We start from the raw sequence: 25,682 nt of genomic DNA, 5'->3' as shown, positions 1-25,682 counted from the left end.
CACACGCAACCGCACCGCCCAAGAGGCACTGATCGGCGTCCTCAACATGACACGCCACCCCGCGAAACTACTCACCCCCCGCGTCGCCGGACCAACGCTCGTCTCCACCCGACCGACAACGACTCTCCCCACCCCGACACCAGGGCCTCGGCAAAGTTGTGTAGCCATGATCTGACCAGCAGTTTTGCTGATGACACGCCGAAGAGCCGCAGAACCAAGGGCGAGCACGGACGTTCCGGCGATGATTCAAGTTCCTACACAATCGTCACAACCAGGAACGAGCCACGCCCGCCGTGTCATCTTCGCCCATACCGTCCGTCACCGTCGACACCACCCTCACGATCGGCGCGTCGTCGCACCCCAGCGGCCTACTCGACATCCTGACTGCGGTCCCCGATCCACGCAAGCGGCGCGGCGTGCGCCACACGATCTCGACAGTGCTGGCGATCGCGCTGGCCGCAACAATCGCCGGCGCCCGCTCGTTCACCGCGATCGGTGAGTGGATCGCCGACGTGCCCACCACCGAGTACGCCCGGCTCGGCATCGACGGCACCGTCCCTTCCGAATCGACGATCCGCCGCTGCCTGCAACGACTCGAACCGGATCAGCTCGATGCCCTGATCGGTTCCTGGATGTGGCTGCACACCAACACTACCGACGGCCGAGGGTAATCGCATTCGACGGCAAGACGCTACGCGGCGCCAAGGATGCGGCCGGAAACCTGGCCCACCTACTCGCCGGATTGTGTCACCGCACCGGGACCGTCCTCGCCCAGTGCGCGGTCGGAGCGAAGACGAACGAGATTCCTCTGTTGCCGAAACTGTTGAACCTGTTGGACATCGCCGGAACTGTGATCACGGCGGACGCGATGCATTGCCAACGCGAGACCGCCGAGCACATTGTCGGCCGAGGTGGCCACTACATCCTCACTGTCCAAGGTAACCAGCCGAGCTTGCGACGACAGCTCAAATCATTGCCATGGAAACAGATTCCGGTAATCAGCCGCACCACCGAGAACGGGCACGGCCGCCGCGAGGTCCGCTCACTCAAAGCCACCGAGATCTCCGACGGAGTGCTGTTCCCGCACGCCGTCCAGGTGCTGCAACTGACCCGCACCACCCGCCGAGGGCGGGACTGCAAGCGACGCACCGAAGTCGTCTACGCGGTCACCTCACTGTCTGTGCTGGACGCACATCCCGGCCAGGTCGCAACCTGGCTGCGCGGACATTGGGCGATCGAGAACCGCCGCGATCAGACACCATGGTCGCGATCCTCAACGCCCCATCGATCTACTCATGACCAGCTGAAATGCGACTTTGCCGGGCCCCTGGGCTCATCCCCGCATGCGCGGGGAGCACACTTCCTGACCTGGGACGTTACTCGACGAAGTCCCGAATCACATTCACTTGTATCCGACCTACTCCCCAACGCCGGAGCCCGGCACCACCGAGGTGGTGCCGGGCTCCGGTCTGTGAAACAGGTGCCTGGGAAGGCTGGATCAGAAGTCCATGCCACCCATGCCGCCGGTCGGATCGCCCACGGGCGCTCCGGCCTTCTCCGGCTTGTCGGCGACAACGGCCTCGGTGGTGAGGAACAGCGCCGCGATCGAGGCTGCGTTCTGCAGCGCCGAGCGGGTGACCTTCACCGGGTCGTTGATGCCCTCGGCGAGGAGGTCGCCGTACTCGTTGGTCGCGGCGTTGAGGCCGTGGCCGGCGGGCAGGTTGGAGACCTTCTCGGCGACGACGCCGGGCTCGAGGCCGGCGTTGAGGGCGATCTGCTTGAGCGGAGCCGAGAGCGCGACGCGAACGATGTTCGCACCGGTGGCCTCGTCACCCTCGAGCTTCAGATCGTCCAGAGCGGGAGCCGACTGCAGCAGCGCGACGCCACCACCGGCGACGATGCCCTCCTCGACCGCAGCCTTGGCGTTGCGCACGGCATCTTCGATGCGGTGCTTGCGCTCCTTGAGCTCGACCTCGGTCGCAGCGCCGGCCTTGATGACCGCGACGCCGCCGGCCAGCTTGGCCAGCCGCTCCTGCAGCTTCTCACGGTCGTAGTCGGAGTCGCTGTTCTCGATCTCGGCGCGGATCTGGTTCACGCGACCGGCGATGGCCTCGGAGTCACCCGCGCCCTCGACGATGGTGGTCTCGTCCTTGGTGACGACGACCTTGCGTGCCTGGCCGAGCAGCTCGAGGCCTGCGGTCTCGAGGGAGAGACCGACCTCTTCGCTGACGACCTCGCCACCGGTGAGGATGGCGATGTCGGCGAGCTGAGCCTTGCGGCGGTCACCGAAGCCCGGAGCCTTGACGGCGACGGACTTGAAGGTGCCGCGAATCTTGTTGACCACGAGGGTGGACAGCGCCTCGCCGTCGACGTCCTCGGCGACGATCAGCAGCGGCTTGCCGGACTGGATGACCTTCTCCAGCAGCGGCAGCAGGTCCTTGACGGTGGAGATCTTGGAGCTGACCAGGAGGATGTAGGGATCCTCGAGGACGGCTTCCTGACGCTCCGCGTCGGTGGCGAAGTACGCCGAGATGTAGCCCTTGTCGAAGCGCATACCCTCGGTGAGCTCGAGCTGCAGGCCGAAGGTGTTGGACTCCTCGACCGTGATGACGCCTTCCTTGCCGACCTTGTCCATGGCCTCGGCGATCAGCTCACCGATGGACGGGTCGCCGGCGGAGATACCGGCGGTAGCAGCGATCTGCTCCTTGGTGTCGATCTCCTTGGCGGAGTCGAGCAGCTTGGCGGTGACGGCCTCGACGGCCTTCTCGATGCCACGCTTGAGGCCGAGCGGGTTGGCACCCGCGGCCACGTTGCGCAGGCCCTCGCGCACGAGTGCCTGGGCGAGAACGGTAGCGGTGGTGGTTCCGTCGCCGGCGACGTCGTCCGTCTTCTTGGCGACCTCCTTGACCAGCTCGGCACCGATCTTCTCGTAGGGGTCCTCGAGCTCGATCTCCTTGGCGATGGACACACCGTCGTTGGTGATCGTGGGAGCGCCCCACTTCTTCTCGAGAACGACGTTGCGGCCCTTGGGTCCCAACGTCACCTTGACTGCGTCGGCGAGGCTGTTGAGGCCACGCTCGAGGCCGCGACGGGCCTCTTCGTCGAACGCGATGATCTTGGCCATTGCGAAGTGATCCTCCGGATTGGGGGTGACACGCAAGGCGACCGCTCGTCGGGTCGCCTCATCTGTGAAGCGACCCCGTTCCGGGCCGCCTCAGTTACGCCTCGGCCGGGGTCAGTGCCCGCGACGGACGACCAGGGGTGTCGATGTTTCCCGGCCTCACCGTCCCGACCTGGCACTCACGTGTTGCGAGTGCCAGTTGCATTTTTAGCACTCGAACAGGGCGAGTGCAAGGTAGCGGGGCCGACTCACTCCAACGGCGTGAAGGATCCCGCGATCGCATCCGCGAGCTCGCGGTCCACCGACCCGGGGATGTCACCGAACCAGACCAGCCACCACCGGTCGTCGCCCCGTTCGACGACTGCGGCGTGGATCTCCGCGTCGTCCCGCGACGGCTCGGCGAAGTCGACCCGGTAGGACACGGTGCTGCCGGAGACGTGCTCGCCGGAGACCTGGCCGAGTTCGAGGTCGATCCGCTGTCCCGAATCCGGGAAGAAGAACTCGCCCATCCCGGACGCCAGCGACGAGGCGGCGGCCGCGGTATCCGATTCGGCGGAGGCGAACAGCGATCCGTCCAGCCGGCCGAGCAGCATCACCGAGTGGGCGTCACCGTCGCGGTGCAGCATCACCTGCCCGAAGAGGGGTTCGTCGTCCTCCTGGACGCTCCACCCGGTCGGCACGACGAAGCCCACCCCGGCCTCGGCGTCCTCGGCCCACGTTCCCCAGTCCGGCCCGTCGCTTCCGCCGGCGCGGGTGGCCAGGCCCCACACCAGTGCGACGGCCCCCACCGCCACCATGACGGCAGTGGACACCAGCACGATCGCGCGTGTTCTCGTCGTCACGAGGGGCAACGATAAGGCCGGATGACCCCGGTCCGGCAGAGTATTCCTACTCGGCGGGTCTCCACCGGGCCGAGATCACACCCGGACGTCACGCCTCGGCGCCTCGCACAGACACGTATCAGCGCATCGCGCAGAACTGCCCGGTCTGCAGGTTGACCGCGAGGGACAGCGCACCCGTGCAGTCGACGCCCAGCGAGTTGGCGGTGGCACCCGAACCCCACCCGGCGACCGCGAGCGTCGTCGCACCCTGCTCGGCTCCGGACAGGGCGATTCCGCCGCCCAGTGCCAGCGCGTAGGCATTGCCGCCGGAGTTCGACGCGGCCAGCGCGGTACCGAATCCCGTCGCCACCGTGTTCGCCGAACCGGGACCGTTCGCGGTGCCCACCGCGGTGCCCGTGTCGGTCGCCCACGAGTGCACGACACCCCCGTCCGTCGCCTTGGCTCCACAGCTCGCTGTGTCGGCGACCTGGATGTCGTTCTCCGACGGCGGCGACACACAGGACACCGGAGCCGCCTGCGCGACACCGGTTCCCACGAGCGCCGCACCCGCCGCGAGACCGAGCCCGACCATCGCCGTCGCGACGGTGCGCGTCAATCGTCGACCGAGGGAACTACCGAGACGAAACGAGAAGGAAGAACGGTCGGACGACGACGCATGTGGCATGGAGACTCCTATACGGAATGTGAACGGAGGATGCGGCCGCGAGAGTACCTGTTCTCGGCGCCCTTGGCTCCCCCCAATTTTCGCGGCGGGCGTTTCGCCCGGTCTCGGCGTCCGTCGACTCCGCCGACGTCACCCGAGGGTGTCGATCAGCCCCGGCAACTGCGCGACGGAGTCGATCACGTGGTCCGGCGACTCCGGCGACAGGTCCACGACGGACTGCCGAAACTTGCCGGTGCGCACCAGGATTCCGGTGAGCCCCACCCGCTGGGCCGGGAGCACGTCGGCGGCGAGGTCGTCACCGACCATGCAGGTCGCGTCGGGGTCGGTGTCGACGATGTCGGCGGCCGTCAGGAATGCCGCTGCCGAGGGTTTGCCGAGTGCCACGATCGAGGTGCCGGTGACCTGCTCGACGCCCGGCAGGTAGAGCCCCACGTCGGCACGGAGACCCTCGTCGGCGGCCCATACCGCACCTCGGTGCATCGCGACGGCGGGCACTCCGTCGAGCATCAGTTCGACCACACGCCCGAGAGTCTCGTGATCGAACTCGGGACCGGCGCCGCCGAGCACGATCACCTCCGGCCGGTGTTCGTCGAGTTCGATCCCGGCGAGGTCCGCAGCGACGTCGCCGCTGTTGAGCAGCCACACCCGGGCTCCGGGATAGGTCGAGCGCAGGTATTCGGCGGTGAGCCTGGTCGCCGTGACGATCTCCCGCTCGTCCGCGTCGATCCCCGCTTCCCGCAGCCCGTGGGCGATCTGCGCGCACGTCCGGGACGTCGTGTTGGTGAGGAACGCGCGGGCGACGCCCCGCTCGCCCAGCGCCCGCACCGCGGCGGCGGCACCCTCGATCGGTCGCCAGGACGTCACCAGGACGCCGTCGATGTCGAACAGCACTCCTTGAACCGCCATGCCCCGAGCCTATCCGCGCCGGCACACCGACGAGCGCCGACGAACGTCAGCCTCCACTCCCGGTGAGCTCCTTCGCCTCGTCCTGCGCCCTGCGCCCCCAGCCGACGTGGGCCTCGGCCCGCATCCGTTCGACCATGTGCGGGTAGTGCAGCTCGAACGCCGGACGCTCCGAGCGGATCCGCGGCAACTCGGTGAAGTTGTGCCGCGGCGGCGGGCAACTGGTGGCCCACTCGAGCGAGTTGCCGTATCCCCACGGATCGTCGACCGCGACCACCTCGCCGTACCGATAGCTCTTGAAGACGTTCCACAGGAACGGCAGCGTGGACACGCCGAGGACGAACGCCCCGAGGGTGGACAGTTGGTTGAGCCCGGTGAAGCCGTCGGTGGGCAGGTAGTCGGCGTACCGGCGGGGCATGCCCTGGGTGCCGACCCAGTGCTGCACCAGGAAGGTGCCGTGGAAGCCGATGAAGGTCAGCCAGAAGTGCCACTTACCCAGGCGTTCGTCGAGCATCCGGCCGGTCATCTTGGGGAACCAGAAGTACACGCCGGCGTAGCTCGCGAACAGCACCGCACCCGAGAGCACGTAGTGGAAGTGCGCGACGACGAAGTACGTGTCGGTGATGTGGAAGTCGAGCGGCGGGCTCGCCAGGATCACTCCGGACAGCCCGCCGAAGAGGAAGATGGCGAGGAAGCCGACCGAGAACAGCATCGGCGATTCGAGGGTCATCTGTCCCTTCCACATGGTGCCGATCCAGTTGAACATCTTCACGCCGGTGGGCACCGCGATGAGGAACGTCATGAACGAGAACCACGGCAGCAGGACGGCGCCGGTGGCGTACATGTGGTGCGCCCATACCGCGATGGACAGTGCCGCGATCGCCAAAGTCGCGTAGACCAGGCCGCTGTAGCCGAAGATCGGCTTGCGGGAGAAGACCGGGAAGATCTCCGAGACGATGCCGAAGAACGGCAGCACGATGATGTACACCTCGGGATGGCCGAAGAACCAGAACAGGTGCTGCCACAGCATCACCCCACCCGTCCCGGGATCGAAGATGTGCGAGCCGAGGTGCCGGTCCGCCCACAGCGCGATGAGGGCAGCGGCGAGCAACGGGAACACCAGCAGCGTGAGCAGGCTCGCGACGAGGACGTTCCAGGTGAAGATCGGCATCCGGAACATCGTCATTCCGGGTGCCCGCAGGCACACGATCGTGGTGATGAAGTTGACGGCACCGAGGATGGTGCCCAGGCCGCCTGCCGTGATCCCGAGTATCCACAGGTCGGCACCGACGCCGGGCGAGTGGAGTTCGTTGCTGAGCGGGACGTACGCGGTCCAGCCGAAGTCCGCGGCACCGCCCGGGGTGACGAATCCGGCGGTCGCGAGGATCGCACCGAAGAAGAACAGCCAGTAACTGAACGCGTTGAGACGCGGAAAGGCGACGTCCGGGGCACCGATCTGCAGCGGCATCATGTAATTGGCGAAACCGAAGAACACCGGCATCGCGAACTGCAACAGCATCAGCGTCCCGTGCATGGTGAAGAGCTGGTTGAACTGCTCGTTGGAGAGGAACTGCAGCCCGGGGGCGGCCAGTTCGGCACGCATGAGCAGGGCCATCAGGCCCGCGGCGAGGAAGAAGCCGAACGCGGACACCAGGTACATCAGGCCGATCTTCTTGTGATCGGTGGTGGTGAGCAGGTCGACGATCACCGAGCCCTTCGGGGCCTCGTTGCGCCGGAGGGGACGGTCGGCGGCCGGCAGGTGTTCCGGATTCTCCGGCGGCGAGGAGACCGGTGCGATGTCAACCACGGCGAACGCTCCCGGTGACGCGGGCGCGCTGCCGGGACACGCGCGAGGACACATTCGGGGACGCACACGGACACACACTTCGCACACACATGCGTGCAATCGTCGCGGCGCCCGCGGCCACCGGACGAGTAGCGAAGGTCCCCGCCGAACGGGACCAAACGCGGTGTCGCCGAAGGACCAGCGGCGCGACGCCGAGGGATTCCGTACGCCGGGATCGGGGGCCCGCGCTACAGCCGCCCGCGCACCACCAGTTCGATCTCGCGGGGCGTCATCAGCCGTTCGAGCTTCTCACCGGGCCACGTCGCGGGGGCACCGTCGAACGTCGCGGTCTGCAGGAGCGGAAGGGCGGTACCGGCGTCCCGCCGACCGAGTACACCGGCGTCCCGCCGACCGAGTACACCGGCGTCCCGCCGACCGAGTACACCGGCGTCCCGCCGACCGAGTACACCGGCTCCCCGACGGGGGATCGAAGGAATGTTCATGGCGCGATCACTTCCCTGGCGGACTTGCTGTGCGATCCGGCGGTGGCGCGAGCTACCGCCCTACAGGGTTCATCTCCACGCGGCGCCGGACAGTTACACCGATCGCGCCCACACGCGACCGCCGCGGCCGGGGTGTCGCCGCGCAAACGTGACCCAGTACACTTTGGAGAAGTTGCTGTAACCGCACGTACCACTCGACTCGTCCGCCCGCTCGACGCCGACCCGGCGCCCTCCCGACTGGAGACATCGTGGCCAACACACTCGAAGCCGTCATCGACATCGACGCCTCCCCCCAGGACGTCTGGGCCGTCGTCGCCGATCTGAAGCGGATGGGAGAGTGGAGCCCCCAGTGCCGCCGAATGCACATCGTCGGTGGGGCGGTCGCGGAGGGCACCCGCACGATCAACATCAACCGCAAGGGCCTGCTCGTCTGGCCGACCACGGCGAAGGTCGTCCGCTTCGTGCCGAACAAGGCCGTCGCCTTCCGCATCGTGGAGAACCGCACCATCTGGTCGTACGAGCTCGAGCCGACCGAGACCGGAACGCGGGTCACCGAGCGCCGCGAGGCACCGACCGGGACCTCCACGCTGTCCCAGTTCCTGGTCAAGAACGTCCTGGGCGGCAACGAGGACTTCGAGAGCGAACTCGTGCAGGGCATGAACGCCAGCCTGCAGCGGATCAAGAAGGAAGCCGAATCCGCCCGGGTCTGAGCACCACGGCGCCCGCCGGTTGACCCTCGACCAGGTCGAGGGCTCAGCCTCGTCACCATGGACATCGAAGACCACGTCATGGCCGAGATCGGGCGCGCGCAGGAACTTGCCGTCGCCGGTGAGCGGGACCGGGCCCGCGGCGCATTCGAGAAGCTCTGGGAACAGGTCGAGGAGGCGGGCGATCCCCTGCACGTGGTGACCCTCGCGCACTTCGCCGCAGATGTTCAGGACGATCCGGCCCGCGAACTCGAATGGGACCTGCGCGCGCTCGACGCGGTGCCCGCGCTCACCGACGCCCGCGCACAGCGACACCACCCGTCGCTGCGGGTGGCCGGATTCCTCCCCTCGCTGCATCTCAATGCCGCGGCCGCCTACGCGAAGCTCGGAAACGCGGCAGCCGCCGCGGAACACCTCGACCGAGCGCAGCTGCACTGCCGTCACCTCGCCGACGACGACTACGGTCGGATGATCCGGGACGCGATCACACGGTTGCGCGGGGAGATCCCCACTCCCGGCGAGGGGCGAGGAGCGCACACGTGCTGAGCATCGGCGACCTCGCCCGCGAGTCCGGACTGTCCGTCAGCTCCCTGCGGTACTACGACAAGGTCGGCGTCCTCGTACCGCACACCGTCGATCCGCACACCGGATACCGCCGGTACACGTTCGACCAGGTGGACCAGGCACGGCTCGTCGCGGGCATGCGCGGGATCGGCCTCCCGGTCCGCGAGATGGTCGAGGTACTGCGCGGCGACGACCCCCACGGCGTCCTCGCCGCACACGTCAGGCGGCTCGAACGCGCCCTCGACGAGGCGCGGTCCCAGACGTCGCGGCTGCACTCGCTGATCACCGACCGGGTGACCCCGACCTCCTCGGCCACCGTCTCCGCCGGTGCACTCGCAGCGGCGGTCGAGTCCGTGCTCTACGCCTGCGACCCACACTCACCGTTCGCCGCGCTCCGCGGCGTCCTGGTCGAGTGCGACGGCACCGCGCTGCGGCTGGTCGCCACCGATCGCTACCGGATGGCGGTGACCGAGGTGGCCGCGCCCGGATCGGATGAGTTCTCGACGCTCGTCCCCTCCGAGTTCCTGCGGACGGCGGTACACGACCACCTCCCTGGCCCCGGTGTCGCCTCGCTGTCCCGCCGTGCCGACACCGTCACCCTGTCCGGGCCGGCCGGGATCGCACGTGCGACGGCACTGCCCGAGACCTTCCCGGACTACCGCGTCGTGCTGGCCCCGCGGCCCGGCACCGTCGGCGAACTCGACCGGGACCGAGTGCGCCGGGCGTCCACCGCGGAGACCGTCTCCGTCCGTTGCGGTGCGGGCGGACGGGTCCGTCTGGCCGCGCCGGGCGTGACCGGCGGAGCCGACGACACCTCGGGTCCGCAGGTCCTGGTGCCGGCCCGGCACCTCCGCGAGGCCGTGGACGCACTGCCCGGCGGGCGCCTCACCGTCACCACCGCGGGCCCCTGGGCCCCGGTCGAGTTGCGGGCCGCCGACGCTCCCGGAACGGTCTCCCTGTTGATGCCGGTCGCCGACGCCTGACCCGGCGGGGCGCGTCTCGGTTAACCTGTGTCATCGACCACGTCCTCCGGGACGTACCGCCCCCGAACGTAAGAGGAGCCCGTGGCCCGTAAGCCCACACCCCCCGGAACCCCGCAGTCCACCGGGATCGGACACGTCGTCGACCTCGTCCGCGACGCCGTCCCCCCGCTGCATCCGGCAGGCGTGCCGTTCGTGCTCGCGCCCCTCGGAGTCGCACTGCTCGGTCGACGCCGCAAGTGGGTGCGCCGCGCGGGCCTGGTCTCCGCGGCCGCCTGTGCGGCCTTCTTCCGGCATCCGCACCGGGTACCGCCCAATCGCGCCGGTGTCGCCGTCGCGCCCGCCGACGGCGAGATCGCCCTCGTCGACCGCGCGGTCCCGCCCGCCGAGCTCGGGCTCGGCGACGCACCGCTGCACCGCGTGAGCATCTTCCTGTCCGTGCTCGACGTCCACGTCCAGCGCAGCCCGGTGGCCGGAACCGTCGAGAAGGTCGCCTACCAGGCCGGCCAGTTCCTCTCCGCGGATCTCGCCGACGCCAGCGAGGTGAACGAACGCAACAGCATGGTGTTGCGCACGGTCGACGGGCACGACGTGGCCGTCGTCCAGATCGCCGGTCTGCTGGCCCGACGCATCGTGTGCGACGCCCGCGAGGGAGACAAGATCACGATCGGCGACACCTACGGCCTGATCCGTTTCGGTTCCCGGGTGGACACCTACTTCCCGGAGGGCACGACTCTGCTGGTGGAGCGCGGCCAGCGGACCATCGGGGGCGAAACGGTCCTCGCGACGCTGCCGTGACCACCGACCCGAAGAAGCGCCGCCGACCGGTGCGACTCCTTCCCAGCGTCATCACCGTTCTGGCTCTGTGCGGCGGACTGTCCGCGGTGAAGTTCGCGCTCGACGGCGAGATCGGCATCGCGATCGCGATGATCGGCGCGGCCGCGATCCTCGACTCGCTGGACGGCCGTCTCGCCCGGCTGCTCGACGCCACCAGCAGGATCGGTGCCGAACTCGACTCCCTCGCCGACGCGATCTCGTTCGGTGTCGCCCCGGCGCTGGTGCTGTACGTGACCCTGCTCGACGGGCAGAGCTACGGCTGGATCACCGCGCTCGTCTACGTCGTGTGCATCGTGCTCCGGCTGGCGCGCTTCAACACCCTGCTCGATGACGACGACGTGCCCGGATATGCGCGGGAGTACTTCGTCGGTGTCCCCGCTCCCGCCGCGGCCCTGGTCGCGGTTGCCCCGCTCGCTGCCGCCGCCCAGTGGGGCGACGGATGGTGGACGTCCTATCCCGTCGTGGCGGCGTGGATCGTCGGCGCGGCCGCGCTGGCGGTGTCCCGGATCCCGACACTGGCGATGAAGACGGTGTCCGTCCCGTCGCACATGGTGGCGGGCCTGCTGGTGCTGGTGGCGTTGCTGGCGGCCGCTCTCATCACCTACCCGTTCGTTCTGGTGATCTTCCTGGTGGCCGTCTATCTGGTCCACATCCCGTTCGCGGTGCGCTCCCAGCGCTGGGTGGCCGCCCGGCCGGAGACCTGGGACATCAAACCCGCCGAGCGGCGCGCGATCCGGCGCCGACCGGACCCGGAGAGCCGGCGCTCGGCCGCCCGGCTGGGGCTGCGCAGGCCCGGCGGGGGGCGGTAGGTCCGGCCCGAGTAACGGCGGCGCGGGCGTCGTTCGGTCGTCGACCGTGCCACGTAGGCTCTTCTCTCGTGACCTCCGCCGAACTCGCGCTCACCGTACGACTGAATCCGTCGGCCGCCGACGCTCGACGCGGGGTCGTGCGACTGCACCCGGAGGCGCTGGCCGCGCTCGGTCTGCGCGAATGGGACGCCGTGTCCCTGATCGGTGCGCGTACGACCGCGGCCGTCGCGGGGCGCGCGCCTGCCGGATTCCCCACGGGCACCGTGCTCCTCGACGACGTGACCATGTCGAACGCGGGTCTCACCGAGAACTCGACCGTCATGGTGACTCCGGTGACGGTGTACGGGGCGCGAACGGTGACCGTGTCCGGGTCCGCACTCGCGGTCGGCTCGATCTCCGAGACGACGCTGCGGCAGGCGTTGCTCGGGAAGGTCGTCACCGTCGGCGACACCGTGTCACTGCTTCCCCGTGACCTCGGGCCGGGGACCAGCACGGCACCGGCGACCCAGGCGCTGTCCCGCACGTTCGGTGTGGCGTGGACGTCGGAACTACTCACCGTGACCGGAGCGGACCCGGTGGGTGCACCGGTCAGCGTGCAACCGAACACCGCGGTGTTGTGGGGCAACGGCCGGGCCCCGGAAGCGGCGCCCTCCGCCGCCTCCCCGGCGAGCGGGGAGAGCCCGGATTCGGGCGGGACTCCGCCACTGCCGGTGGAAAGCCTCGTCGGGGCACAGGCGCAGGCAGCGCGGCTCACCGAATGGCTCTCGCTCGCCCTCGACGAACCGGAACTGCTCCGCAAGCTCGGCGCCTCACCGCATCTCGGCGTGCTGGTCACCGGCCCGGCGGGCGTCGGCAAGGCCTCGCTCGCCCGCGCGGTGCTCGCCGACAGGCGGACGGTCGAACTCGACGGGCCCAGTGTCGGTGCCACCGAGTCGTCGTCCCGGCTCGAGCAGGTGAGCAACGCGGTGGACGCGGTGCGCTCGGGCGGTGTCCTGCTCGTCACCGACGTCGACGCCCTGCTCCCCGACCCGCCGGACCCCGTGTCCGCCCTGATTCTCGAGCAGTTGCGTCGCGCCGTGGAGACGCCGGGAGTCGCGTTCGTCGCGACGTCGGCCCGGCCGGAGACCCTCGACCCGCGGGTACGCGGACAGGATCTGTGTGACCGTGAGCTCGCGCTGACCCTCCCCGACGCGGCCGTGCGGCGGTCGCTACTGGAACTACTCCTGCTCACCGCCCCGACGGAGAGCCTCGACCTCGGCGTCGTCGCGGCGCGTTCACCCGGCTTCGTGGTCGCCGACCTCGCGGCCCTGTGTCGCGAGGCGGCACTGCGCGCGGCGTCACGCGCGGCCAGGAGCAGGGAGGAGCCCGTCCTGATCCAGGAGGATCTGGTGGGCGCCCTCGACGTGATCCGTCCGCTGTCCCGTTCGGGCACCGAGGAACTCGCGATCGGCAGTGTCACTCTCGACGACGTGGGTGACATGGTGGAGACGAAACAGGCGCTCACCGAAGCGGTGCTGTGGCCGCTGCAGCATCCTGATTCCTTCGCGCGTCTGGGCGTGGACCCGCCGCGCGGAGTACTGCTCTACGGCCCTCCCGGTTGCGGCAAGACGTACCTGGTGCGGGCGCTCGCCAGTTCCGGCCAGCTCAGCGTCCACGCCGTCAAGGGGGCGGAGCTGATGGACAAGTGGGTCGGCGCCTCCGAGAAGGCGGTGCGCGAATTGTTCCAGCGCGCCAGGGATTCGGCGCCGTCGCTGATCTTCCTCGACGAGGTGGACGCACTGGCACCGCGGCGCGGTCAGAGCTCGGACTCCGGGGTCTCCGATCGGGTGGTCGCGGCACTCCTCACCGAACTCGACGGCGTCGAGCCCCTGCGGGACGTCGTGGTGCTCGGTGCCACGAACCGGCCCGACCTCATCGACCCCGCCCTGCTGCGCCCCGGCCGACTCGAGCGCCTGGTGTTCGTCCCGCCGCCTGACGCCGAGGCGCGACGGGAGATCCTGCGGACGTCCAGCCGTTCGGTTCCGCTGGCCGACGACGTCGATCTCGACGCTCTCGCACACGATCTCGACGGCTACTCCGCCGCCGATTGCGCCGCACTGCTACGCGAGGCGGCGTTGTCGGCGATGCGCCGAGACATCGACGCCGCGACCGTCGGCGCTGGTGACATCGCCGTCGCCCGCGAGAAGGTGCGGCCCTCGCTGGACCCGGCGCAGGTGGCACATCTCGAGTCGTACTCGCGCCACCGCTGAACGCGCTAGCATCCCGGACCATGAGAACCCCGGTCCGGGCCCGCGCCGTTGCGGCGGCCATCTGGTCGGTGACGGCCCTCGTGCTGGGCGGAGCGGTGGTCACGACCGTCGGCACGTCGAACGTGGCGCCGTCGGCTGCGGCCGAACCCGAGGCGCCGCGGGCAGCCGACACCGACACGACGGAACCCCCTCCCGACACGACGACGTGGCTGTGCCGTCCGAGCGGGCCGGACGATCCCTGCGGTGGCCGCTCGGGCGCACCGATCGACTGCTTCTACGTCTACCCCACCGTGTCGCTGCAGCCGACACCGAACGCGACCCTCGACGCCACTCCCGAGGTCCGCGGCGTGGCCGCGCTCCAGGCCGCGCCGTTCGGCGAACACTGCAACGTGTGGGCACCGGTCTACCGGCAGAGCACGCTGCAGGGCCTCGCGTCGCCCCCCGGACCCGAACGCGCGGCCGCGCTGGACGTCGCATACGACGACATCGACAGGGCGTGGAGCGACTACCTCGCCCACCACAACGACGGCCGCGGCGTCGTGCTGATCGGGCACTCGCAGGGCACGCGCATGTTGCGCACCCTGGTCCACAACCGGATCGACGGGAAACCGGCACAGTCGCAATTGGTCTCGGCGCTCCTCATCGGCGGGGACGTCCTCGTCCGCAAGGGCGAGTCGACGGGCGGGGACTTCGACTCGGTTCCGGCCTGCACCGATTCCGCGCAGATCGGCTGCGTGGTCGCGTACTCGGCGTTCTCCGCCCCTCCCCCACCCGACACCCGCTACGGGCTTCCTCCGCAGGTACCCGGACTGTCCGGCACGCGAGCGGACCTACCGTACGGGCCCGGCTACGAGGTGCTGTGCACCAATCCGGCATCGTTGCGGGACAACCACGATGCGCCGATCCACGGGTTCGGTCCCGGACGCGGGACCACCGAATTCTCCGCCCGGTGCACCGAGGGCGACGGCCCGAACGTCCTCATGGTCGGCGGGCCCGGTGCCGATCTGCTGCCCGCGCTTCCCAGCGCGAACTGGGGTCTGCACGCGATGGACCTGAACCTCGCCCAGCGCACGCTCGTGGACCTCGTCGGCGCCCAGAGCGCCGCCTACTCCCGTCCTTGAATCCAGCGGTGATCCGAACCCTCGACGCGGCCGCCCGAGGGGCGTAATCGTGGAGGTATGAGCAGCACCGATCTGCCGATCATCGACCTCGACGGTCGGGGCGGGGACCTGCGGACGCATCGGGCCACCGTGGCGCGCCTGCGCGAGGTCACCCACGAGATCGGTTTCTTCCACCTGCGCGGACACGGGATCGCCGAATCGTCCGCTACCGAACTGATCCGGGCGGCACGGGCATTCTTCGCCCGCCCCGAGGCGGACAAACTCGAGATCGAGAACACCCGCTCGCCTCATTTCCGCGGCTACACCCGGGTCGGCGGCGAACGCACGCAGGGTTACGTCGACTGGCGCGAGCAACTCGACATCGGCCCGGAACGCGCTCCCGTCCCACCGGTGCCGGGCCGCCCGTGGAACGTCCTGCACGGGCCGAACCTCTGGCCGGCCTCGAATCCGGAACTGCGACCGCTCGCCCTGCGGTGGATCGCCGACGCCACCGCGGTCGGGACGCGATTGCTCCGGGCGTGGGCGCAGGCGCTCGGCGTCGCACCGTCCTTCTTCGACGACGCCTTCGCGGATCCTGATCCGCTCCTCGAGATCGTCCGCTACCCGGGCCACGACGGCACCGTCACCGATCAGGGTGTGGGCAGCCACAAGGACGTCGGCGCTCTCACGCTGCTGTACCCGGAGCCGGGCAGCACCGGCTTCCAGGTCGAGCGCGACGGGCGGTGGCAGGACGTCGATCCGATCCCGGGTCACTTCGTCGTCAACATCGGCGAACTCCTCGAGATCGCGACGGACGGTTACCTGAAGGCGACCACCCACCGGGTGCTGCCACCCCCGCCCGGATCGGACCGGGTGTCCTTGCCGTTCTTCCTCGATCCCGGGCTCGACCGCGAACTACCGCGCGTGCCACTGGCTCCGGAACTCGCAGCGCGGGCCGCGGGCGTCGGCCCGGACGCGCACGGCGGTGCACTGCACTCCGTCTACGGGATCAACGCGCTCAAGTCCCGCCTGCGTGCCCACCCCGACGTCACCGAGAAGTACCACGCACGTCTGCTCGACACCTACGGCTGACCGGCCGCGCACCGGGTGGCGGCGGCGAGGCAGGGAGCCTCGGTACGGTGAGCGCATGGATCTGCGCCCGGCCGTCACCTCCCTCGCCGCACTCGCCTCGGGTGGGCTGGCGGCGTTCGTGCTCACCAACCCCCGCACCCACGCCTGGGCGATCGCGGCGTCCGAGCGGGAGATCGAACGCTGGGTGGACAGCCAGCCCATCGGTGTCGCGGCCGGGGTGGTCGCCGTTCCGGTGGTCGTGGGCCTGCTGCAGCAGGCCGGATCGCGACGCCTGGCCTGGATTCTCGCGGCCGTGGCCGCGGCGATCCTGTGCGGCGCGACGTACGCCGTGCCCCACGTCGCCGGTGTCGACGCGCTCATCGCGGTCCACTTCGTGAAGACCCTTGCCGCGGGCGTGCTGCTCGGTGCGGCAGTCGCGGCACTGTGGGGCACGCCCTCCCGACTCGTTCTCGCCCTCGGCGTGCTGACCGGGTTCGCCACGGCCTCGTCGGGAAGGTTCGCGCCCTCCCCGGAGTCCGCGGGGCTGCTGCAGATGACGACGTCGGCCGCGGGCGAGCCGCCCTGGTGGTTGCTGATCGCCGCCGTCGTGACGTGCCTGGCCGCGGTGGCCGCCGCGCCCGCCGGTCTCCGGATCGAACGAAGCACGACCGGCGTGATCGTCACGGCGGTGATCGTCGCCTTCGCCGCGGCCGTCGGTCACCGGGCGCTCACCTGGTGGATCGACCGCAACGCGCTCGCCTCCGACGTCACGCTCTGGATCGCGGTACTCGTGTCGCTGGCGCTGGTGTGCGCCGGCGCGTTGCTCGCCGCTGCCCGGCTCGGCGTCGGCGAGGGACGGCTGATCCTCGCGTCGACGGGTGTCGCCGCGGTCGCGGCACTGCTGTTCCAGGACCTGCGGCATCCGCTCGCCGAGGTGCCTCGCGGCGCCGTGCTCACGGTCACGGGGCTGTCGGTGGCGGCGGGGCTCGCGATCGCCGGGCGGTGGCGACGCCCGGAGTGGGGGCTGCTCCTCATCGCGCTGATTCCGCTCGCGGCGGCGATCTGGCCCGAGTTCGGTACCGGCGGACCGCTGCTCCTCGTCCGTCTCGCGGTGTTCGGCGTGGGCGCGGGACTGGCCGTCGGGGCCGCACTGCCCACGGCGCCGGTGGCCGCGGCCGTCGGGCTCGGACTGCCCTTCGTCTCCTTCGTCTTCCCCACTGTCGCCTCGGCCACCCGCACGATGGCGGGCCCCGAGACCATCCTCGGCATCTCCTGGGAGGACGGCGAGACGATCCCCCGTTTCGAGAGTTCGTGGGGTACCCACATGTGTGCGGTGGCGCTGCTCCTGGTCGTACTCTTCTGCGCCTACTACGTCACACGCCGCGGGGTCGACGGCCGCGAACGGCGCTCAGTCGATGAGACCCAGGGCCCGCAGACGCCGGAAGACCAGTAGCGACCCCGGAGCGACCTCCGGCATCGCCGCGTACTCGTCGAGGGTGAAGTACCGCAGTTCGGCGATCTCGCTCGTGGCCCGCGGCTCACTCGTCAGTTCCGCGGTGAAGCACGTCATGTGCAGCGCGGTGCCGGGCCGGTGCCCGAACGCCGGGGCCTCGAACACGCCGAGCCGTTCCAGGGTGCCGGGGACGATGCCGGCGTCGAGTTCCTCCCGGATCTCCCGGTGCAGTGCCTGTTCGGCGTCCTCGCCCGGATCGATCTTCCCGCCCGCCATGTAGAAGGCCGTCTTTCCCTGCGAGCGGGCCTGCAGCAGCCGCCGGCCCCGGACGTGGGCGAGGGCGGCGGTGCGGATCACGGACGAGTGTGGTTCGGCGGATTCTGTTCCGGGGGTTCGTGCGGGCACCGGTCGAGGATATTCGTTCTGCCCCGTCCCTGCCCCACCCCCACCGCGCCCCGCGCGCATACACCAGCGCGCCCCGCGCGCATACACCACCGCGCCCCGCGCGCATACACCACCGAGGGTGGGGCACCTTACTCCGGTGGGGCGTCAGGCACAAAGGGTTAGCCAGTACGATGTACCGGGAGTCCCACCCGCCGGGTCGATTCGCGCCCCGAGGGGAGGGACAGTCGACTCGGTTCGTGCCCGTTCCGCGACACCCCGCCGCCCATCTACCCGACGGAGTGCTCTTGCTCGAGATACTGCTCGCCCATGCCGTTGCCGCCTTGCTGGCTCCGCTCGTGGTGCGTGTACTCGGGCGCAACGCGTTCCTCGTGCTGGCTCTCGTTCCCCTCGCGAGTCTCGGTTGGGTCATCGCCCAATGGGGCACCGTACAGACCCTGCACATCCAGTGGGCGCCCGGCCTGTCGATGGACATCGACATGCGCTTCGACGCGCTGTCCGGGATCCTCTCACTGCTGGTCCTCGGTATCGGGACGCTGATCCTCGTCTACTGTTCGCGCTACTTCGAGGACGACGAGCGCAGGCTCGGCATCTTCGCCGCCGAGATGGTCGCCTTCGCGGGCGCCATGTTCGGCCTCGTGACCAGCGACAACATGCTGGTGCTCTACACGTTCTGGGAACTGACGACGGTGTTGTCGTTCCTGTTGGTCGGCCACTACGCGGAACGCGCCTCGAGCCGCCGCGCCGCCACCCAGGCCCTGCTCGTCACCACCGCGGGTGGCTTGGCCATGCTCGTCGGCATCATCATCCTCGGCCAGGTCAGCGGCACTTACAACCTGTCGGAGCTGGTCGCGGATGCGCCCGGCGGCTGGCTCGCCGGTGTCGCGATCGTGCTCGTCCTGGTCGGCGCCCTGTCGAAGTCCGCGATCGTTCCGCTGCACTTCTGGCTGCCCGGGGCGATGGCCGCGCCCACCCCGGTCAGCGGCTACCTGCACGCGGCCGCGATGGTCAAGGCCGGTGTCTACCTCGTCGCCCGGCTCGCACCCGGTTTCGCGGATTCGGGCCCCTGGCGGGCCACCATCCTCGTGCTCGGTCTCGCGACGATGCTGCTCGGCGGCTGGCGAGCGATGCGCGCCTTCGACCTCAAGCTGGTCCTCGCCTTCGGAACGGTCAGCCAGCTCGGTTTCATGATGGTGCTCGTCGGGCTGGGTACCCGGGACGCGGCTCTCGCCGGCATCACCCTGATGGTCGGTCACGCACTGTTCAAGGCCACCCTGTTCATGGTGGTCGGCGTCATCGACCACAACACCGGCACCCGCGACATCCGCAAGCTCGCCCACCTGGGCCGACGCGCACCGATACTCGCGATCATCGCGGCCCTGGCCGCCGCCAGCATGGCCGGCCTGCCGCCGCTTCTCGGGTTCGTCGGCAAGGAGGCCGCGCTGGACGCGCTGCTGAACACCGACGTGCTCACCGGGACCGCGAGCGCGGCCGTCGTCACCGCTGTCGTGGTCGGGTCGATCATCACCTTCGCCTACAGCGTGCGCTTCCTCTGGGGAGCATTCGGGGACAAGGGTGTTCCCGAGCCGAGCCAGCACGTGCAGAAGATGCACACGCCGGGGGCGCTGTTCCTGTTCTCCCCCGCGGTGCTCGCGGTCGCCGGTCTCGGTGCCGGGCTCGCCGCACCTCAGGTGGAGAAGCTGTTCACCCCCTACACCCACGAGTTCCCGGCCACCGGAGAGAAGGACTACTACCTCGCTCTGTGGCACGGCGTGAACACACCGCTGATTCTCACGCTGGTCATCTTCGCCCTCGGTACCGCCTTGTACCTGGCCCACCGCTGGCTCGCGCGTGTGCGTTTCGAGCGGTCGGCGCTCGGCAACGCGGACCGGGTGTACGACGCCACGCTGCGCGGCATGGATTCACTGTCGATGCGGCTCACCGGGTTCACCCAGCGCGGTTCGCTGCCGCTGACGCTCGGCATCATCCTCAGCACTCTGGTGGCGCTGCCCGTCGTGGTGATGATCCTCGGCACGCACACCCGCGCCGATCTGCGACTGTGGGACTCGCCGTACCAACTCGTCGTCGGTGCGTTGATGATGGCGGCGGCACTGGCGGCCACCGTCATGCGCAACCGACTGGCGGCCGTGATCCTGGTCGGCCTCACCGGATACGGCTGCGGCGTCATCTTCGCCCTGCACGGCGCCCCGGACCTGGCCCTGACCCAGTTCCTGGTGGAGACCTTGACCCTGGTGATCTTCGTGCTGGTGCTGCGCAAGTTGCCGGCCGAGGTCGACGAATCGAAGGCCATCGGGTTCAAGCTGCCGCGCGCACTGCTCGCGGTGTCGGTGGGGGCCACCGTCACCGCGGTCGCGGCGTACGCGATGAATGCCCGGACCGCCCGACCCGTCCAGGAACTGCTCCCGGATGCCGCGTACTACCTCGGCGAGGGAAAGAACGTCGTCAACGTGATCCTCGTCGACATTCGCGCCTGGGACACGCTCGGCGAGATCTCGGTCCTGCTCGTGGCCGCCACCGGCGTCGCCAGCCTCGTGTTCCGCAACCGGCGGTTCGGCAGCGCCCCGCGGGTCTCGGACGCCCCGGCCGCCCGGTCGGATGCCCCCACCTCGGACACCACCTGGCTGCTCGGCGGCGACCTCATCGATCCGCGGCATCGCTCGCTGATCCTCGAGGTCACCACCCGGATGATCTTCCCGACGATCTTGGTGCTGTCGGTGTACTTCTTCTTCGCCGGCCACAACTCGCCCGGCGGAGGGTTCGCGGGTGGTCTCACCGCCGGTCTCGCGCTGGTACTGCGCTACCTCGCGGGTGGACGGTACGAGCTCGGCGAAACCGTTCCGATCGACGCCGGCAAGATCCTGGGCCTCGGGCTCACCTTCGCGGCGGGCACCGCCGCGGCGTCGCTGCTGTTCGGTGCTCCCCCGCTGTCGTCGGCCGTCTTCGAGATGACACTTCCCGTGTTCGGCGACGTGAAGCTGGTGACCGCCCTGTTCTTCGATCTCGGTGTCTATCTCATCGTGGTCGGCCTGGTCCTCGACGTGCTGCGCAGCCTGGGCGCCCGTCTCGACGCACAGATCGAGGTGAATCAGCGATGAGCGCGAACATCGGTCTCCTGGTGGTGATCGGCGTGATGATCTCCGCCGGCGTCTACCTGCTCATCGAGCGCAGCATCACGCGAATGCTCCTCGGCCTGTTGCTCTTCGGCAACGGCGTCAACCTCCTGCTGCTCACCTCCGGAGGCGGCGCGGGCAACCCCACGGTGGTCGGCCGCGACGGCGCCTACGAGACGATGGCCGACCCGCTCGCACAGGCGATGATCCTCACCGCGATCGTCATCACCATGGGCATCTCGGCGTTCGTCCTGGCCCTGGCGTACCGGTCGTTCAAGATCACCACGGCGGACACGGTGGAGAACGATCCCGAGGACGTCAAGGTGCTGCGGCGACGCTCGCCGGCGGAAGCGCCGGACCGTGACCGTTCCGACGACCCGCTCACCGGTGCGCCCCGCTTCGAGGGCGACGCCTTCGACAAGGACGGAAATCCCATTCCCATCGACAAGCTGGAGAACCTCAACCTCGAGGACCTCGAGGTGTACGAGGACCTGCACGAGGGCGATTTCGACGACGACGACGAGACACCCGGGAAGGGACGGCGCCCGTGACGATCTCACCGGACATCGTCGGCGCACTGACGCCGCTGCCCGTCCTGATCCCGATGCTCGCCGCCGCGGCGACCCTGGTGCTCGGTCGCCGGACCCGCGCCCAACGGTGGATCACCATGGGCGCATTGACCTCGGTCTTCGCCGTCTCCTGCATGCTGCTCTATCTGGCCGACCGGGACGGCACCACGGCGGTGCAGGTCGGTGGCTGGGACTCCCCGATCGGCATCACCCTGGTCGTGGACCGCCTGTCCGCTCTGATGCTCGTCGTCTCGTCGATCGTGCTGCTCGCCGTCATGGCGTACGCGATCGGCCAGGGTATCTCCGACGGCAGCGACGACCAGCCGGTGTCGATCTTCCTGCCCACGTATCTGGCTCTGGCCGCCGGTATCTCGAACGCCTTCCTCGCGGGCGACCTGTTCAACCTGTTCGTCGGTTTCGAGGTGCTACTCGCCGCCAGCTTCGTGCTGTTGACCATCGGGGCCAGCGCGGACCGGGTCCGCGCTGGCGTCTCCTACGTGATGGTCTCGATGGCGTCCTCGTTGATCTTCCTCGTCGGCATCGCGCTGGCCTACGGAGCGACGGGCACTCTCAACCTCGCGGACATGGCCCTGCGCATGGACGACGTCCCGCCGGGGACGCGGACCGCGATATTCGCGGTGCTCCTCGTCGCCTTCGGCATCAAGGCCGCGATCTTCCCGCTGTCGACCTGGTTGCCCGACTCCTATCCCACGGCGCCCGCTCCGGTGACCGCCGTCTTCGCCGGCCTGCTCACCAAGGTCGGCGTGTACGCGATCATCCGTGCCCACACCTTGCTGTTCCCGCAGGGCGACCTCGACGACGTCCTACTCGTCGTCGGTCTCCTCACCATGGTCGTCGGCATCTTCGGTGCCATCGCCCAGACCGACATCAAACGACTGCTCTCGTTCACGCTGGTCAGCCATATCGGCTACATGGTGTTCGGCATCGCTCTGTCCACCACTCCCGGGCTTTCCGGGTCGATCTACTACGTCGCACACCACATCCTCGTCCAGACGACGCTGTTCCTCGTCGTCGGACTCATCGAGCGCCAGGCCGGGTCCGCCTCACTCCGGCGTCTCGGCGGGCTGGCCGCGGCGAGCCCGATTCTCGCCGTCGTGTTCCTGATCCCGGCACTGAACCTCGGCGGTATCCCGCCGTTCTCCGGGTTCATCGGGAAGGTGGCGTTGCTGCAGGCCGGCGCGGCGGATGCGAGTGTGCTGGCCTGGATCCTCGTCGGCGGCGGCACACTGACGAGCCTGCTCACGCTGTACGTCGTGGCACGTGTGTGGACGAAGGCGTTCTGGCGGGCCCGCGCCGATGCGCCGGAAGGTGCTCTCGCCGACGTCAGCCCGTCCGCCCTGCTCGACGAGTCCGCCCGGGACATCGCGTTCGCGGATCGCGCGGACGTGGGGCGCATCCCGCCGATGATGTTGCTGCCGACGGTCGCGCTCGTCGGCGTCGGCCTGGCACTGACCGTCTTCGCCGGCCAACTCATCGACATCAGTGACCGGGCAGCGCACGATCTACGGGACAGGTCGATCTACATACACGCCGTGCTGGGTGACGCCGCCATCGGCGACGGGACAGGGAGCGAGGCGCCGCGATGACACGTTCGGGCATCGTCCAGATCGGCGCGCTGGCGTGGTTGACGCTGGTGTGGGTCGCCCTGTGGGGCTCGGTCACGCCGGGCAACATCGTGGCCGGGCTCGCCGTGGCGGTCACCATCATGGTGCTGCTGCCGCTGCCACACGTACCCGTCGAGGGTCGCGTCCATCTCCTCTCGCTGCTCAAGCTGCTCGGTGTGGTGATCATGTACACCGCGCAGTCCAGCATCCAGGTGTCCTGGCTCGCGATCCGGCCCAGCCCGCCACCGGTGACGGGAGTGCTGCGGCACCAGTTCTCGATCAAGTCGGACCTGGTGCTCACGCTGTGCATCGACGTGATGAACAACATTCCCGGCACCATGGTGATCGAACTCGACCAGGCCCGGCGGATCGCGTACATCCACGTCCTCGACGTGGGTTCGGAGAAGAGCGTCCAGCAGTTCTACCGCACCATCCACCGCCTCGAATCGCTGTTCATCGATGCCTTCGAACGCGATTCCGACTGGAAGCCCAGCCCGTGGCACGCGAACGGCACCGCGGCGGCCGAAGCGTCCAGCGCGACCGGCGGGGCGGACACGGAGGACAAGCCATGACCGTCGTACTGATCATCTCGGCCGTCTGCCTGGTCACGGCAGCCGTCCTCACCGCCTTCCGGCTCCTCGACGGCCCCAGCTCGCTGGACCGCCTGGTCGCGCTCGACACCATGCTCGGCGTCTCCATCTGCGGCCTCGCGGTGTGGGCGACGTTCAGCGGCGACACGACCCTCGTGGCCGGCATCGTCGCGCTCTCGCTCGTCAGCTTCGTCGGGTCCGTCTCCGTCGCACGATTCCGGGTGAGTGACAAATGAACACCGCACTGCAGATCCTGTCCGGCACCCTGATCCTGTTGGGTTCGGTGCTCGCCCTCACCGCCGCCATCGGCATCGTCCGGTTCCCGGACACCCTGCGGCGCATGCACTCCGCGACCAAGCCGCAGGTCGTCGGCCTGGTGTTGATCCTCTCCGGGGCGATCGTGTCGCTGCGCGACAACATCGACATCTGGATGATGGCGCTGGCGATCCTGTTCACCCTCGTCACCGCACCGGTCATCGCGCACACCGTCAGCCGGGTGGCGTACCGCGAACAGCGGGACGAAGACGGCATGGCAATGATCAACGAGCTCGACCCGGACAAGGGTATTCGGCCTCCGGCCGAGTAGGGGCATCAAGCCTCCGGCCCGGTAGGCATCGAGCGGTGTCAGGTCGGCAACTCCGCGACGAGCGAGTCGACCACGGCAACCAGGTCTCCGCCGGTCTGCGCCTCGACCTTGCGCTGACGCTGGTAAGACGCCCCTCGTCGGGGGATCTCGGCGACGGCTGCCAGTTCCTCGACACAGTCCAGGCGCTTCGCGGTCGGTGTCAGCCGCTCCAGCAGATCGTGCAGATCATCGGTGACCAGCCGCTCGCGGCAGCCCTCGTCGACGATCACCTCCGCATCGAGCCCGTAGCGCGCGGCGCGCCACTTGTTCTCCTTGACGTGCCACGGCTGGAGGACGGGAAGGTTCTCCCCTGCCTCGAAGCGCCGGTCGAGGTCGACGATGAGGCAGTGCACGAGCGCGGTCAGCGCGGAAAGCTCACTGCGCGTGGAGATCCCGTCGCACACCCGCACCTCGATGGTGCCCCAGCGGGCGGAAGGGCGAATGTCCCAGTGCATCCCGCCGATCTTGGTGATCACGCCGGACTTCATCTGATCCGCGATGAACGACTCGTACTGCTCCCAGTTGGCGAACTGATAGGGCAGGCCCGCAGTGGGCAGCTGCTGGAACATCAGCGCCCGGTTGCTGGCGTATCCGGTGTCGACGCCCGCCCACATCGGTGACGACGCGGACAGGGCGAGCAGGTGCGGATACTGCAGCAGAAGGGCGTTGATGATCGGAAAGACCTTCCGGGGCGACGAGATCCCCACGTGCATGTGCACGCCCCAGATCAGCATCTGCCGGCCCCACCACTGGGTACGTTCGATCAGCTCGTCGTAATCCGGCGTCCGGGTGACCAACTGGGTGGACCACTGCGCGAACGGATGCGTTCCCGCACTCAGCAGGTCCACCCCGGCCGGCTCCGCGGCACGACGGAGCAGGTCCATCGACTCGTCGAGGTCGGCCATCGCCGCACCCACCGTGGGATGCACGTCGGTGACCAACTCGACGGTGTTGCGGAGCAACTCCTTCGTCACGCGGGGGCGCGCGTCACCCGCCAACTCCTCGACGGCCTCGAACACCTCGGCCGCGGTGTTGGAGAGATCGCGTGTGGCCCGATCGACGAGCGCGATCTCCCACTCGACGCCGAGGGTGGGCCGCGGTGAGCCGGGAAACGGGACTGCCACGTGTCGATCCAACCACAGCACGCGCGA

The 25,682-nt window shown here is 69.2% G+C and carries 24 protein-coding genes and 1 pseudogene; 17 read left to right on the top strand and 8 right to left on the bottom strand.

The window, feature by feature from the left end:
* The first annotated feature begins 293 nt into the window (after positions 1–293).
* Positions 294–671 carry a transposase family protein gene (locus tag G4H71_RS22660; RefSeq protein WP_246442130.1) on the top strand — a complete coding sequence of 126 codons (378 nt, stop codon included), beginning with the start codon at positions 294–296 and terminating at the stop codon, positions 669–671.
* Positions 635–1,186 (top strand): annotated as a pseudogene (locus G4H71_RS22905) (ISAs1 family transposase); the annotation flags it as partial. The gene G4H71_RS22660 and the pseudogene G4H71_RS22905, both read left to right, overlap by 37 nt.
* A gap of 312 nt (positions 1,187–1,498) precedes the next feature.
* Here G4H71_RS22905 and groL read toward each other — a convergent pair.
* The 6 genes from groL to G4H71_RS14845 form a co-directional block, all read right to left on the bottom strand.
* Positions 1,499–3,124 carry a chaperonin GroEL gene (gene groL, locus G4H71_RS14870; RefSeq protein ID WP_072739046.1) on the bottom strand — a complete coding sequence of 542 codons (1,626 nt, stop codon included), beginning with the start codon at positions 3,122–3,124 and terminating at the stop codon, positions 1,499–1,501.
* A gap of 245 nt (positions 3,125–3,369) precedes the next feature.
* The gene (locus tag G4H71_RS14865) at positions 3,370–3,963 is read right to left on the bottom strand and encodes an APA family fibronectin-binding glycoprotein (protein WP_072739018.1); all 594 of its coding nucleotides are present in this window, start codon (positions 3,961–3,963) and stop codon (positions 3,370–3,372) included.
* A 118-nt stretch (positions 3,964–4,081) separates the two neighbouring features.
* Positions 4,082–4,627, bottom strand: coding sequence for a DUF6764 family protein (locus G4H71_RS14860; RefSeq protein WP_174561875.1), 546 nt, complete (start codon positions 4,625–4,627; stop codon positions 4,082–4,084).
* A gap of 129 nt (positions 4,628–4,756) precedes the next feature.
* A complete protein-coding gene (locus tag G4H71_RS14855; RefSeq protein WP_072739016.1) occupies positions 4,757–5,533 on the bottom strand; it encodes an HAD-IIA family hydrolase in 777 nt (258 codons plus the stop codon).
* Positions 5,534–5,579: 46 nt separating this feature from the next.
* Positions 5,580–7,337, bottom strand: a complete 1,758-nt coding sequence (gene ctaD / locus G4H71_RS14850; RefSeq protein WP_371842706.1) for an aa3-type cytochrome oxidase subunit I — start codon at positions 7,335–7,337, stop codon at positions 5,580–5,582.
* 227 nt (positions 7,338–7,564) lie between these two features.
* A complete protein-coding gene (locus G4H71_RS14845; protein ID WP_072739015.1) occupies positions 7,565–7,819 on the bottom strand; it encodes a hypothetical protein in 255 nt (84 codons plus the stop codon).
* 248 nt (positions 7,820–8,067) lie between these two features.
* Between G4H71_RS14845 and G4H71_RS14840 the strand changes: the two genes are divergently transcribed.
* The 9 genes from G4H71_RS14840 to G4H71_RS14800 all read left to right on the top strand — a co-directional run bounded on the left by G4H71_RS14840 (position 8,068) and on the right by G4H71_RS14800 (position 17,589).
* Positions 8,068–8,529, top strand: a complete 462-nt coding sequence (locus G4H71_RS14840) for an SRPBCC family protein (protein WP_072739014.1) — start codon at positions 8,068–8,070, stop codon at positions 8,527–8,529.
* A 57-nt stretch (positions 8,530–8,586) separates the two neighbouring features.
* On the top strand, positions 8,587–9,072 hold the full coding sequence (locus G4H71_RS14835) for a hypothetical protein (protein WP_072739013.1): 486 nt from the start codon (positions 8,587–8,589) through the stop codon (positions 9,070–9,072).
* Positions 9,066–10,073, top strand: a complete 1,008-nt coding sequence (locus G4H71_RS14830) for a DNA polymerase III subunit beta family protein (RefSeq protein WP_072739012.1) — start codon at positions 9,066–9,068, stop codon at positions 10,071–10,073. The genes G4H71_RS14835 and G4H71_RS14830 overlap by 7 nt, the downstream gene beginning before the upstream one ends.
* An 81-nt stretch (positions 10,074–10,154) precedes the next feature.
* On the top strand, positions 10,155–10,868 hold the full coding sequence (locus G4H71_RS14825) for a phosphatidylserine decarboxylase (protein ID WP_072739011.1): 714 nt from the start codon (positions 10,155–10,157) through the stop codon (positions 10,866–10,868).
* Positions 10,865–11,716: a CDP-diacylglycerol--serine O-phosphatidyltransferase gene (gene pssA, locus G4H71_RS14820; protein WP_072739010.1), complete on the top strand. Its 852-nt coding sequence runs from the start codon at positions 10,865–10,867 to the stop codon at positions 11,714–11,716. The genes G4H71_RS14825 and pssA overlap by 4 nt, the downstream gene beginning before the upstream one ends.
* Before the next feature lie 68 nt (positions 11,717–11,784).
* Positions 11,785–13,965 carry an AAA family ATPase gene (locus tag G4H71_RS14815; protein ID WP_072739009.1) on the top strand — a complete coding sequence of 727 codons (2,181 nt, stop codon included), beginning with the start codon at positions 11,785–11,787 and terminating at the stop codon, positions 13,963–13,965.
* Positions 13,966–13,985: 20 nt separating this feature from the next.
* Positions 13,986–15,086, top strand: coding sequence for a DUF3089 domain-containing protein (locus tag G4H71_RS14810; RefSeq protein WP_083343207.1), 1,101 nt, complete (start codon positions 13,986–13,988; stop codon positions 15,084–15,086).
* A gap of 57 nt (positions 15,087–15,143) precedes the next feature.
* Positions 15,144–16,157, top strand: a complete 1,014-nt coding sequence (locus G4H71_RS14805; protein WP_072739008.1) for an isopenicillin N synthase family dioxygenase — start codon at positions 15,144–15,146, stop codon at positions 16,155–16,157.
* A gap of 55 nt (positions 16,158–16,212) precedes the next feature.
* The gene (locus G4H71_RS14800; RefSeq protein ID WP_072739007.1) at positions 16,213–17,589 is read left to right on the top strand and encodes a hypothetical protein; all 1,377 of its coding nucleotides are present in this window, start codon (positions 16,213–16,215) and stop codon (positions 17,587–17,589) included.
* Here G4H71_RS14800 and G4H71_RS14795 read toward each other — a convergent pair.
* The gene (locus G4H71_RS14795) at positions 17,545–17,994 is read right to left on the bottom strand and encodes an NUDIX hydrolase (protein ID WP_072739006.1); all 450 of its coding nucleotides are present in this window, start codon (positions 17,992–17,994) and stop codon (positions 17,545–17,547) included. The genes G4H71_RS14800 and G4H71_RS14795 overlap by 45 nt on opposite strands.
* 284 nt (positions 17,995–18,278) lie before the next feature.
* Here G4H71_RS14795 and G4H71_RS14790 point away from each other — a divergent pair, with 284 nt between their 5' ends.
* From G4H71_RS14790 to mnhG, 6 genes are read left to right on the top strand one after another with little or no spacing between them, the layout of a single operon-like run.
* Positions 18,279–21,107 carry a Na+/H+ antiporter subunit A gene (locus G4H71_RS14790; protein ID WP_072739043.1) on the top strand — a complete coding sequence of 943 codons (2,829 nt, stop codon included), beginning with the start codon at positions 18,279–18,281 and terminating at the stop codon, positions 21,105–21,107.
* The gene (locus tag G4H71_RS14785; RefSeq protein ID WP_072739005.1) at positions 21,104–21,673 is read left to right on the top strand and encodes a Na(+)/H(+) antiporter subunit C; all 570 of its coding nucleotides are present in this window, start codon (positions 21,104–21,106) and stop codon (positions 21,671–21,673) included. The genes G4H71_RS14790 and G4H71_RS14785 overlap by 4 nt, the downstream gene beginning before the upstream one ends.
* Positions 21,670–23,298, top strand: a complete 1,629-nt coding sequence (locus tag G4H71_RS14780; protein WP_072739004.1) for a Na+/H+ antiporter subunit D — start codon at positions 21,670–21,672, stop codon at positions 23,296–23,298. Before G4H71_RS14785 ends, G4H71_RS14780 begins: the two co-directional genes overlap by 4 nt.
* Positions 23,295–23,888, top strand: coding sequence for a Na+/H+ antiporter subunit E (locus tag G4H71_RS14775; RefSeq protein ID WP_072739003.1), 594 nt, complete (start codon positions 23,295–23,297; stop codon positions 23,886–23,888). The genes G4H71_RS14780 and G4H71_RS14775 overlap by 4 nt, the downstream gene beginning before the upstream one ends.
* Complete coding sequence (locus G4H71_RS14770; protein WP_072739002.1) at positions 23,885–24,142, top strand: monovalent cation/H+ antiporter complex subunit F; 258 nt, start codon at positions 23,885–23,887, stop codon at positions 24,140–24,142. The genes G4H71_RS14775 and G4H71_RS14770 overlap by 4 nt, the downstream gene beginning before the upstream one ends.
* On the top strand, positions 24,139–24,492 hold the full coding sequence (gene mnhG, locus G4H71_RS14765; protein WP_072739001.1) for a monovalent cation/H(+) antiporter subunit G: 354 nt from the start codon (positions 24,139–24,141) through the stop codon (positions 24,490–24,492). The genes G4H71_RS14770 and mnhG overlap by 4 nt, the downstream gene beginning before the upstream one ends.
* A gap of 38 nt (positions 24,493–24,530) precedes the next feature.
* On the opposite strand, the gene G4H71_RS14760 is transcribed toward mnhG, so the two are convergent.
* The gene (locus tag G4H71_RS14760) at positions 24,531–25,655 is read right to left on the bottom strand and encodes a glutamate--cysteine ligase (RefSeq protein WP_072739042.1); all 1,125 of its coding nucleotides are present in this window, start codon (positions 25,653–25,655) and stop codon (positions 24,531–24,533) included.
* Positions 25,656–25,682 lie beyond the last annotated feature (27 nt).

The sequence above is a fragment of the Rhodococcus triatomae genome (assembly GCF_014217785.1).
GTDB classification, from domain to species: domain Bacteria; phylum Actinomycetota; class Actinomycetes; order Mycobacteriales; family Mycobacteriaceae; genus Rhodococcus_F; species Rhodococcus_F triatomae.
Note: the sequence above shows the minus strand (reverse complement) of the source record. Positions and strands in the feature narration are given on the sequence as shown.